Genomic DNA, 10,989 nt, shown 5'->3' on the forward strand with positions numbered 1-10,989 from the left:
GTATACGAGACCCGTACGTACGGTGGTGTGAGAGGCGCACTCCGTCAGTTTCTGGCGGAGCCGTCTACTCGATTATGCAACGTTTATTTTTGAAATTTAGATATTATGATTTTAATATCACTTCGTAAAATTTCTAATATTGTCTGTTTGTCCACCAAAACTTTCTCGGTTTGAGGCTTTTCTGTAAATTGATACCAATAAGGGTCTTCCTTTAAAATGAAGAAATTGTTTGGTAAATCTTTAATTTTAATGAATTGAGAATCACCATTTAATTGAACAACTTTTTCAGCATAATCGTTTCCAGTACTTTCTTTATACATACTTTTCAAACTTTTACGTTTAATGTCCGGCATTCCATGACTTCCTTCATATAAAAAACCAACTTTTGATTTTTCAGAAAAACAAATTGCAGTAACATATTCTCCATCATTAATCTTTATCAATCTAAATGTAGAAACCCATTCAAAACCCGCATTCTTCATTTCCTCTTCTAAAATTTGAGCAACCTCATATTTATTAACCCAAGCAGTAGTGAGTTTATTTCCAGGAATAAACTTCACAAAATGGTCATAATAATTTTCAGATGTGATTTTTTGCGATTGTGACTGTAGACTAACCAAAACCAATAATAGTAAAAGTATTTTTTTCATTTGTTGTTTTTTAGATAAACGTTCTTATAAATGTTGCATAACTTGTATACACTCGCTATAAAATAGCGTCCATACACCCAAAATCAGGTAGATTGTCGCTATTGCTTGTCTTTTTTTATATTCTTTCAAATATATTAAAATTTTCTTACAGTTTTTATACAAAAAAACAAACGTTATAGTTAGTGCGGTTTGCGTGAGGGAGGGAAGCGGCATCCTTTATTTTCTTTCTTTAAGAAAATAAAGATACAGCGTACCGCCCGACCCAAAGTGGCGAGGAGGAACGACAAAGCTGCTGCAGGGTCACGCCCAAAGGAACAACTACACTCTTAACCACTCACCACTCACTTTTCACGATTCACTTTGTTGTCACTTTCTCCGTCCTTTTTATGAAATTTCCAAAAAAAGTATATCTTTAGCCAATTAAAAACCCAAAACCCAAAACCCAAAAAAACATGGAAGACCATAAACCAGACGATTTTAAAAGAGAATTAGGATTACTCGACGGAACCATGCTTGTGGTGGGTTCTATGATAGGTTCCGGGATATTTATTGTGAGCTCGGATATGGTGCGACAGCTGGGTTCTGCGGGTTGGTTGATTGCCATGTGGGTGCTTACAGGAACGATTACCGTGATTGCTGCCGTGAGTTATGGTGAGTTGAGCGCGATGTTTCCTAAAGCGGGCGGGCAATATGTGTACATCAAGGAAGCGTATGGGAAACTCGTGGGTTTTTTGTACGGTTGGAGTTTCTTTGCGGTGATACAAACCGGTACCATTGCTGCCGTGGGTGTGGCTTTTGCCAAATTTGCCGCCTATTTATACGCGCCTTTAAGTGATAAGAATATTTTATATGAGATAGGGGATTTTAAACTCAATGCCGCCCAGATTGTGTCTATTTTCACGATAATTTTGTTGAGTTACATCAACAGCCGTGGGGTAAAAAACTCTAAGATTTTACAGACGGTTCTGACGGTTATCAAAATTCTGTCGTTGGCAGGTTTGATTATTTTTGGTTTTATGGCTGCCAAAGCAGAAGTTTGGGACGCGAACTGGAACAATGTCTGGACGTCACAAGCCCTGAATGTGGAAACGGGTTCGTGGTTGCCTATTAGCGGAACGGCGTTGATATCAGGAATTTCGGCAGCACTAGTAGGTTCAATGTTCTCTAGTGTGGCTTGGGAAGGAGTAACTTTTATAGCTGGAGAAATAAAAAATCCAAAACGCAACGTGGGATTGAGTTTGTTTTTAGGAACCTTAATCGTGAGTGTGATTTATATTTTGGCTAACTTGATGTACTTGGCTGTTGTGCCTTTGTATGAAATTGCTACGGCCGAATCAGATCGTGTGGCTGTTGTGGCTTCGCAACGTATTTTTGGTTCGGTGGGAACATTAATAATCGCGGTGATGATTATGATTTCGACTTTTGCCTGTAACAACGGATTGATTATGGCGGGTGCCAGAGTGTATTATACGATGGCGCAAGATGGTGTTTTCTTCAAGAAAGCTGCTGAATTGAATCATGCCAGCGTTCCGGCTTGGTCTATCTGGGCGCAGTGTATCTGGGCTTCGGCGTTGTGTTTGACAGGAAAATATGGGGATTTATTGGATTTTGTGGTTATCATCGTTTTGATATTTTATATTCTGACTATTCTCGGAATATTTATTCTGCGCAAGAAAATGCCAGATGCCGAAAGACCGTATAAAGCTTTTGGATATCCATTTTTACCGGCACTGTATCTAATTATCGCGACAGCAATTTGTATAGCCTTGTTGTATACCAAAACCAGTACAAGCGGTTGGGGTGTTTTGATTATGCTGATTGGTATTCCGGTGTATTATTTGACAAAAGCGAAGGAGTAGTATCTTTTTAGTGAAAAGCGAAAAGTGAATAGTAAGTGGTTTTTAGTGCCTGGTAGGAGGAATGATATATTGATTTTAAGTTTGACTATTTTAAAATCAGTGAAAATCTGCTTAATCCGCGTGATCTGCGTGCTAATTCTTACTTAACAATAATCCTACGTCATCTGCGTTTCAATTCGGGACAATAAAAAAAAACTTAAATAAAAAAATCCGTCTCGTTTTTCCTAACGGGACGGATTTTCTATTGAATTCAGGCTGGGTTGCGGTTGTTCCAAATTTAAAACTAAGGGGACTAAAACTAAGGGGACTAAAACTAAAACTAAAAAAAAATTACAATCGCAAATCCACAACCTGTAAACGGCAGGCTAGTAATACGTAAAACGCCTTACTTTGGCAATGTATTTAGCCAATCTAATAACTTGATGGCTGTAGCCGTATTCGTTGTCGTACCAAATGTACAACACAATATTTTTTCCGTCTTTTGAAACAATGGTGGCGTTGCTGTCATAAATGGCAGGCTGCGATGTGCCGACGATATCCGATGAAACCAATTCGTTATTCATCGAATATTTGATTTGCTCGACTAATTCGCCTTCCAATGCATATTTTTTCATGATAGCATTGATTTCTAACAGCGATGTTTCTCTGGATACTTCCAGATTCAAGACGACCAAAGAGCCATTAGGAACCGGTACCCGAATGGCATTCGACGTTAATTTTCCCTCTAATGAAGGCAATGCTTTTGCAACAGCACTTCCGGCACCCGTTTCGGTAATCACCATATTCAAAGCGGCGGCTCTTCCACGACGGTATTTTTTGTGCATGTTGTCCACAAGATTCTGGTCGTTTGTGTACGCATGGATGGTCTCCAGATGTCCTTTGACAACGCCCAAAGTATCCTCAACAGCTTTCAAGATTGGCGTGATAGCGTTCGTAGTGCACGATGCCGCCGAAAAGATATTGATTTCATCCGGGTTGTATTCGTTGTGGTTTACGCCATGAACAATATTAGGAACTCCTTTTCCTGGAGCGGTAAGTAATACTTTTTCCACACCTTTGGAAACCAAATGGCGGCTTAGTGCTTCGTGCGTGGTAAAAGCACCCGTGTTGTCAATAACCAATGCATTATCGATTCCAAAAAGCGTATAATCAATTTCTTCAGGTCCGTTTGCCGTAATAATGTGTACAGTGGTTCCGTTGATAATCAAAGCATTATTTTCAGGATCAGCCGTTACGGAGCCTTGAAAATCACCATGAATCGAATCGTAACGCAATAAAGAAGCTCTTTTTTCAAGAGAATTAGCATCATTTTTATCGCGTGTTACGATGGCACGCAATCGCAATTGACTTCCTTTTCCGGTTTTCGACATTAATTCTCTGGCTAATAAACGACCAATGCGACCAAAACCATACAGCACCACATCTTTTGGTTGAATCTCCTCTGAGTTTTTGGCATTTTTTAATTTGTCAATGACAAAATACTTGGCGTCAGGATATGTATCTTCTTCTAAACCATATTCGTACGTCAGTTTTCCAATGTCTAATTTTGCAGGCGGTAAATTCAATTCTAAAATCGCTTTTGCAATTTTAACCGAATCAAATACTGAAATGGGTTTGCCTACAAATTCAGCCGCATATTCATGCAGGTTGATAATATCACTAACATTCCTGTCGATTAGCGGGTTTCTAAATAAAACCATCTCAATGGATTTATCATACCATAAATCGCTGATAATTTTAATCAGTTTTACTCCTGCACGTCGCCTGTCGGCTTGAAAAGAAACTTCCTTTTCGTATAAAGTTGTAGTTGCCATGTTGAAAATTTAATGAAAATAAAGGATTGTATTTTTTAAAATTTGGCGCAAAAATACCCATTTCAATCGATTTCGTAAGCTATTTTTGGATTTATTTTAAAAATAAAAAAGCCACCCTGAAATATCAAGATGGCTTTGGTTTTTTTAAAACAGGAATGCGCTAGAGAATTACACGCATGACTTCTCCGTTTTTAGTAATCATTTCGATGCGTATGGTTTGGTTTTCCTCTTTTTTACTTAAAAGTTGGGATACCGTTGCAACATCCGTAGCTTTGACATTGTCAATACTCAAGATAATATTTCCCACCAGCTCGTCTTCGTATTGCTTCAGATTTTGGCTGCTTATGGATTTGATTCGCACGCCATAATCGATTTTGAATTTCTGCTTGTCAGCAGCCTCAATATTTTCTAATTCGATGCCTTTAAACTCCGCGCTGAAAAATTCATTTTTGCTAAGCACTACAGGAGCTACTCTTGTTTTTCCATCTCTGATATAGGTAACCTGTATTTTGTCATTGGGTCTTTTCGTATTGATGTATCCGGAAAGATCCGCAAAAGTAGCCACATTTAATTCGTCTAATTTGATGATGACATCTCCTTTTTCAAGTCCTGATTTTTCAGCTCCTGAATTTTTGGTGACTTTATTAATGTAAAAGCCTTGTGTTTGATTGATTCCCAGTTCTTTAGAAGTCATGCTATTTAGTTCGCCTCCTTCAACCCCAAGAATTCCGCGTTGTACATTCCCGTATTCCATGAGATCCTCAATGATTTTTCGGGCAATATTGGAAGGAACCGCAAACGAATAGCCTACATAAGAACCGGTCATGGAGGAAATCATCGTGTTGATTCCGATCAGTTCACCACGCGTGTTCACTAAGGCACCACCACTGTTTCCGGGGTTTACCGCAGCATCTGTTTGTATGAAAGACTGAATTCCGCTGGTGCCTAAATCTCTGGCTTTCGCCGAAACAATTCCGGCTGTTACCGTAGAGGTTAAATTATACGGATTTCCAACTGCCAAAACCCATTCACCCACTTTCACCGAATCAGAATTGGCAAAAACAGTATACGGTAATTTTTCATTCGCATCAATTTTCAACAAGGCAATATCCATTTTAGAGTCGGTTCCAATAAGTTTTGCCATGTATGATTTTTTGTTGTTTAAGGTAATTTCAATTTCTGATGCGCCTTTGATGACGTGATTATTGGTCACTATATAACCGTCCTCAGAAATGATTACTCCGGAACCCGTTCCTACTTGTTCCTGGGATTGTCCGCCTTTATACCCATAAAAATATTCTAAAATGGGATTGGTAATCGTTCTGCGGGAGACGTTTTTTACGTGTACCACCGTATGAATTGTTTTTTCTGCAGCCTCGGTAAAATCAAGAATCTCGGGAGACAGTCCTACTTTCGTTTCATACGAATCAGATGCAGCTGTTACCAAGGCATTTTTTTCACTGGAAAAATACCCATTGGTGTCAAATAATAATTTGTAAGCGCCAAGTGTGACTCCCCCACTCAACAACGAAACCAAAAAAAGAGTTGAAATTTTTTTCATATGTAGATAATATTTGTTTTTTATAGGAATATGGTATCGCCAGATCTTCATTGGTGTTTGCGACAGCTTCTGTCATGGCGATTTCATAATTAAATTCGTTTATTAAGATATTTACTTGTAAAATTAAAAATAAAATAGCTTCCTAAAATACAGTTTAACGCTCTTTAACAATGATTAACATTTCATTAATAGTTCGTACTTTTGTAGCACACAATAGAAATTAAAATGCAACTACAATTTTATAAATACCAAGGAACAGGAAATGATTTTGTCCTGATTGATAATCGTTCGAATTTTTTCCCAAAAGAGAATACACAACACATTGCGCACTTGTGCGACAGACGTTTTGGAATAGGTGGTGATGGTCTTATTTTATTGGAAAACGACCCTGTAACCGATTTCAAAATGGTTTATTACAATTCCGATGGAAACCAAAGTTCCATGTGTGGCAATGGTGGACGCTGTTTAGTGGCTTTCGCCAAAAAGCTGCAGGTAATTGAGAATAAAGCTACTTTCATAGCCACAGATGGTTTGCATCACGCCACAATTGACGATGACGGATTGGTATCATTACAAATGATTGATGTTGATGCCGTAAAAGTCAGTACAGATCATGTGTTTCTAGATACGGGATCGCCGCATCATGTACAACTGGTAGACGATCTGGAAAATTACAATATCAAGGAAAACGGAGCTGCTATTCGATACGGAGATTTGTACGAGAAAGCAGGAAGTAACATCAATTTTGTCAAACAAATTGACGATGCCACTTTCTCTATGCGAACGTATGAAAGAGGCGTAGAGGATGAAACACTTTCTTGCGGAACAGGCGCAACAGCAGTAGCAATTGCAATGAACGTTATTGGAAAAACGAATGCTACTTCGATCGATTTAAATGTAGAAGGTGGAAAATTAGTCGTTTCTTTTGATAAAGGAGAAGGAAAATTCACTAATGTTTTTCTGAAGGGGCCAGCTGAATTTGTATTTAAAGGAACAATTATTATTTAATTAGGAAGCTAAAGGATTTAATTTTTATTCAGTTAAAAAATAATTTTCACGAACAAAGTAGAAAATATGGTTAAAGCAATTATGATTCCGGATGATATTATCAGCAGTAAAATTTATTTGATAAGAGATCAAAAAGTTATGTTAGATAAAGATTTGTCGGAACTTTATGCGGTAGAAAACAAACAACTCAAGCGGCAGGTTCGTAGGAACATAGAACGCTTTCCAGAAGATTTTATGTTTGAACTTAATCAGTTAGAATTCGATAATTTGAGGAGCCAAATTGGCACCTCAAGTTGGGGAGGAACAAGGTATATGCCTATGGCATTCACAGAACAAGGTGTCGCAATGTTGTCAAGTGTACTTAACAGCACTACTGCTATAAAAGTAAATATTCAAATTATACGTGTTTTCACAAAAATAAGAGCGATGCTTACCGATACTATGAGTATGAAATTAGAAATTGAAGAAATTAAAAAGAAACTCTCCAATCACACTAAAAATATAGAACTTGTGTTTAATTATCTTGATGAACTAATTGACAAAAAAGATAATACCGAACCTAGAAAAAAAATAGGGTATAAAAATAATTAAGTAAAATCTTAATTTTAAAATGAAAACATTAAAAGGAGACAATATCTACATTCGGGCATTAGAACCCAATGATCTGGAATTTGTATATGCCATAGAAAACGACCAGAGCATTTGGGAAGTCAGCAATACGCATACGCCATTCAGCCGGTTTTTGGTCAAGCAATATTTAGAAAATGCCCATCAGGATATTTATGAAGCCAAGCAATTGCGATTGGCTATTTGTCAGGATCAGGATTTCCCGGCCCTAGGTTTGATCGATTTATTTGATTTTGATCCAAAGAATAACAGGGCTGGAGTAGGTATTGTCATTCAGAAAAGCAAAAATCGAAAACAGAATATTGGTTCCGAAGCTTTGGAATTATTAATTGAATATGCTTTTTATAATCTAAATTTACACCAGTTATATGCAAATATTGGAACCGAAAATGAAGCTAGTAAAGCACTTTTTACTAAATTTGGATTCAAAATGACAGGCGTCAAAAAGGAGTGGACTTTTGTGAATGGTATTTATAAAGACGAAGCTGTTTTTCAATTGATCAATACTAAATTTTAAAAAATGTAGTTTTAATTCATCATAATTTCAAACTAAAGTTAAAAATACTACTTTTCCAATAAAAATACCATATATGAATTTAAAGAAAATTATTACCATTACCGCTGTTGTTTTAATAGGAATACTGATGCTATACGGATTGGTTATTTTGCGCCAAATTTTTTCTTCTAACACCAAATTCTCAGAGAACGAAGTGTACGTATACGTGCCAACGGATTCCAATTACGAAGAGGTCAAAAAAATAATTGCTCCGTATGTCGAAAACTTGGATCGTTTTGAGATGGTGGCCAATAAACGAGGCTATTCTGATAATGTAATTCCGGGACGTTTTTTATTCAAAAAGGGAATGAACAGTTATGAACTGGTAAAAACATTGCGTCTTAATTCAGCAGTAAAGTTGGCTTTTAATAATCAGGAACGTATTGAGAATTTAGCCGGGCGTGTAGGTTCACAAATTGAAGCGGATAGCTTGTCATTACTGACTTCCTTCAAAGATTCTATTTTCTTGAAAGAAAACGGGTTCAATGAAGAGACTGTTTTGGTACTGTTTATTCCAAATACATACGAGATTTATTGGAACACTACCGCTGAAAAGTTCCGTGATAAAATGATTAAGGAATACCGTAATTTTTGGAACAAGGAAAGAGTTGCCAAAGCGCAAAAACAGGGACTCACTCCCATCGAAGCGACTATTCTGGCTTCAATTGTTCACAAAGAATCCGTAAAAAAAGACGAGAGACCAAGAATAGCCGGCGTGTATCTCAATCGGTTGCGAACGGGAATGCCATTGCAGGCAGATCCAACGGTAATATTTGCGATAAAGAAGAAAGCAAACGATTTTGATCAGGTTATCAAAAGGGTTTTCTACAAAGATTTGACAATGGCACATCCGTATAATACCTATATGAACGTAGGACTGCCTCCTGGACCTATCGCTATGCCTGATATTACAGCCATGGAAGCGGTTTTGGATCCTGAGAAAAACAAGTTTATTTATTTTTGTGCCAGCGTGGAACGTTTTGGATACCATGAGTTTGCTGCCACATTAGAGGAACATAATAAAAATGCCAAAAAATATTCGGATTGGATCAACAGCCAAGGCGTAAAAAGATAGTTTTGGGATTAAAAAAAGGGATTTTATTTTTATTTTTAGTGGGTTTCCAAATTGTATTTGCCCAAGAGCGTGCGGAATCTTTTTTTAAACCCTCCGATTCTTTGAATAGGAAAAAGCAAAAAGGGGTATTTGTTGCTGAAGGTGCTTTGACCGCAGGAACGCTGATCGGTTTAAACCAACTTTGGTACGCTGATTATCCCAAATCTGATTTTCATTTTATAAATGACAATACTGATTGGCTGCAGATGGACAAATCTGGGCATGTATTTTCTTCGTATCATCTGGGACGTCTTGGTGCCCAAATGCTGCAGTGGAGTGGGGCTTCTAAAAAAAATCAGCTACTATACGGAGCCGGCTTGGGCTTTGCATTTCTTACCGCCGTTGAGGTTCTGGATGGATATTCTGCTGCGTGGGGTGCCTCCTATGGCGATATAATTGCCAATGCTTCCGGGACAGCTTTATACGTTTCTCAGGAATTAATCTGGAATGAACAGCGTATTACCCCTAAGTTCTCTTTTCATACCACCCAATATGCCAATTACAGACCGGAAGTTTTGGGCAGTTCTTTTACAGAGCAAATTCTAAAAGATTATAATGGACAAACCTATTGGCTTTCTGTTAATTTGCACTCTTTTGCAAAACGCTCCAGGATTCCAAAATGGCTAAATGTAGCTTTGGGTTACGGAGCCGAAGGAATGCTGACCGGAAATAGCGATAATAACGCTTTTTCAACCACAAATCCACAAAGATTCCGACAGTTTTATTTGAGTATTGATGTTGATCTGACGAAAATAAAGACGCAGTCCCATTTTTTAAAGACTGTTTTTTCCGTTCTGAACATGGTTAAAATTCCGGCACCTACAATTGAATTCGTGCGTTTTAACGATATAAAATACCACTTCATTTATTTTTAAAAAAGTTTAACTACTTGATTATCAGACTTATTATTTTTGTTGTATCTTTGCGCATAGAAATTTCTTAACGGGACAGCGTTTTGAAGAAAAACAATTTATGATTAAGAAGTGGTCTTTTTACACAGGTCTGACTGTGATTACAGTTTTTTTAAGCTCAGGTTTTAAACCGTTTAACCTAGAAACCAGCCCTTGGTTTCTTATTAATGAAGATGAGGGAGCACACTACTTATTTCCTTCTGAAGAACAAAATGAATACACCAAATTAAACATTCCTTTTACCGGAAATTTCTTTATCGGTTTTAAAGAAGCTATTGGATATAGAGAATCCGAAAGTAAATACAAAAAAGTGAACTCCCTCGGATATATGGGAAAATATCAGTTTGGTATTGAGACACTTAAATCGGTTGGAGTCTATAATCGGTCTGCCTTTTTGAATAGTCCTGAATTACAGGAAAAAGCATTTCTAGCGCTACTGGCGAAAAACAAATGGGAGCTGAAAAGAGAAATTGAAAAATACGATGGCACTATATTAAACGGAATATTCGTTACCGAATCCGGGATATTAGCGGCAGCTCACCTTGGCGGAGCGGGTTCTGTAAAAAAATATTTTAAAAATAAAGGAAAACGAAATTTTAGAGACGCTTATGGTAGCTCTATAAAAAGCTATATGAAAATGTTTGGCGGGTATGATACTTCGTGTATTATTGCGGATAATAATGCAACGGCAAAAAACATTTAATTCCTTTTTTATCTTAAAAAAAGAGGCTGTCATTATTTGACGGCCTCTTTTCTTTTATCCCATAGTCGAATTATTTAGCCTTAAGGATTTCTCTATTGGGACGTACCACTAAATTGATGGTTTCCTTCTATTTTTGATTTTTGCTTTCTCCGTTTCTTGAACATTTGATACTATTGCAATGCTTAA

General features: G+C 37.3%; 10 protein-coding genes. 7 read left to right on the top strand and 3 right to left on the bottom strand.

Going from position 1 to position 10,989, the window contains the following annotated elements; translation table 11 throughout:
* Nucleotides 1-83: 83 nt before the first annotated feature.
* Nucleotides 84-650, bottom strand: coding sequence for a hypothetical protein (locus EKL97_RS03835; protein ID WP_126568159.1), 567 nt, complete (start codon nt 648-650; stop codon nt 84-86).
* A 452-nt stretch (nt 651-1,102) separates the two neighbouring features.
* Between EKL97_RS03835 and EKL97_RS03840 the strand changes: the two genes are divergently transcribed.
* Nucleotides 1,103-2,509, top strand: a complete 1,407-nt coding sequence (locus EKL97_RS03840; RefSeq protein WP_126456055.1) for an APC family permease — start codon at nt 1,103-1,105, stop codon at nt 2,507-2,509.
* Between the two features lie 365 nt (nt 2,510-2,874).
* Here the strand turns inward: EKL97_RS03840 and EKL97_RS03845 are convergent, their stop codons facing one another.
* Together EKL97_RS03845 and EKL97_RS03850 are read right to left on the bottom strand one after the other, a co-directional pair.
* Nucleotides 2,875-4,323, bottom strand: a complete 1,449-nt coding sequence (locus EKL97_RS03845; RefSeq protein ID WP_126461404.1) for a glyceraldehyde-3-phosphate dehydrogenase — start codon at nt 4,321-4,323, stop codon at nt 2,875-2,877.
* A 160-nt stretch (nt 4,324-4,483) separates the two neighbouring features.
* Nucleotides 4,484-5,884, bottom strand: a complete 1,401-nt coding sequence (locus tag EKL97_RS03850) for a trypsin-like peptidase domain-containing protein (protein ID WP_126564297.1) — start codon at nt 5,882-5,884, stop codon at nt 4,484-4,486.
* Nucleotides 5,885-6,109: 225 nt separating this feature from the next.
* Between EKL97_RS03850 and dapF the strand changes: the two genes are divergently transcribed.
* From dapF to EKL97_RS03880, 6 genes are all read left to right on the top strand, one after another.
* Nucleotides 6,110-6,892, top strand: coding sequence for a diaminopimelate epimerase (gene dapF / locus EKL97_RS03855; RefSeq protein ID WP_126568161.1), 783 nt, complete (start codon nt 6,110-6,112; stop codon nt 6,890-6,892).
* A 66-nt stretch (nt 6,893-6,958) separates the two neighbouring features.
* Complete coding sequence (locus EKL97_RS03860) at nt 6,959-7,483, top strand: ORF6N domain-containing protein (protein ID WP_126461395.1); 525 nt, start codon at nt 6,959-6,961, stop codon at nt 7,481-7,483.
* A 19-nt stretch (nt 7,484-7,502) separates the two neighbouring features.
* Nucleotides 7,503-8,036, top strand: a complete 534-nt coding sequence (locus EKL97_RS03865; RefSeq protein ID WP_126456048.1) for a GNAT family N-acetyltransferase — start codon at nt 7,503-7,505, stop codon at nt 8,034-8,036.
* Between the two features lie 73 nt (nt 8,037-8,109).
* Entirely contained in the window at nt 8,110-9,150 is a 1,041-nt protein-coding gene (mltG, locus tag EKL97_RS03870) for an endolytic transglycosylase MltG (protein WP_126568163.1), read from the top strand.
* A 2-nt stretch (nt 9,151-9,152) separates the two neighbouring features.
* Entirely contained in the window at nt 9,153-10,064 is a 912-nt protein-coding gene (locus tag EKL97_RS03875; RefSeq protein ID WP_126461599.1) for a DUF2279 domain-containing protein, read from the top strand.
* Nucleotides 10,065-10,161: 97 nt separating this feature from the next.
* The gene (locus EKL97_RS03880; RefSeq protein WP_126461389.1) at nt 10,162-10,803 is read left to right on the top strand and encodes a peptidoglycan-binding protein LysM; all 642 of its coding nucleotides are present in this window, start codon (nt 10,162-10,164) and stop codon (nt 10,801-10,803) included.
* Nucleotides 10,804-10,989 lie beyond the last annotated feature (186 nt).

Source organism: Flavobacterium sp. LS1P28, from assembly GCF_003970335.1.
Classification (GTDB): domain Bacteria; phylum Bacteroidota; class Bacteroidia; order Flavobacteriales; family Flavobacteriaceae; genus Flavobacterium.

Excerpts from the sequence above, each read along its gene's own strand:
- mltG (WP_126568163.1), top strand. The coding sequence starts at position 8,110 with ATGAATTTAAAGAAAATTATTACCATTACCGCTGTTGTTTTAATAGGA.
- EKL97_RS03850 (WP_126564297.1), bottom strand. The coding sequence starts at position 5,884 with ATGAAAAAAATTTCAACTCTTTTTTTGGTTTCGTTGTTGAGTGGGGGA.
- EKL97_RS03835 (WP_126568159.1), bottom strand. The coding sequence starts at position 650 with ATGAAAAAAATACTTTTACTATTATTGGTTTTGGTTAGTCTACAGTCA.
- EKL97_RS03865 (WP_126456048.1), top strand. The coding sequence starts at position 7,503 with ATGAAAACATTAAAAGGAGACAATATCTACATTCGGGCATTAGAACCC.
- EKL97_RS03840 (WP_126456055.1), top strand. The coding sequence starts at position 1,103 with ATGGAAGACCATAAACCAGACGATTTTAAAAGAGAATTAGGATTACTC.
- dapF (WP_126568161.1), top strand. The coding sequence starts at position 6,110 with ATGCAACTACAATTTTATAAATACCAAGGAACAGGAAATGATTTTGTC.
- EKL97_RS03860 (WP_126461395.1), top strand. The coding sequence starts at position 6,959 with ATGGTTAAAGCAATTATGATTCCGGATGATATTATCAGCAGTAAAATT.
- EKL97_RS03880 (WP_126461389.1), top strand. The coding sequence starts at position 10,162 with ATGATTAAGAAGTGGTCTTTTTACACAGGTCTGACTGTGATTACAGTT.
- EKL97_RS03845 (WP_126461404.1), bottom strand. The coding sequence starts at position 4,323 with ATGGCAACTACAACTTTATACGAAAAGGAAGTTTCTTTTCAAGCCGAC.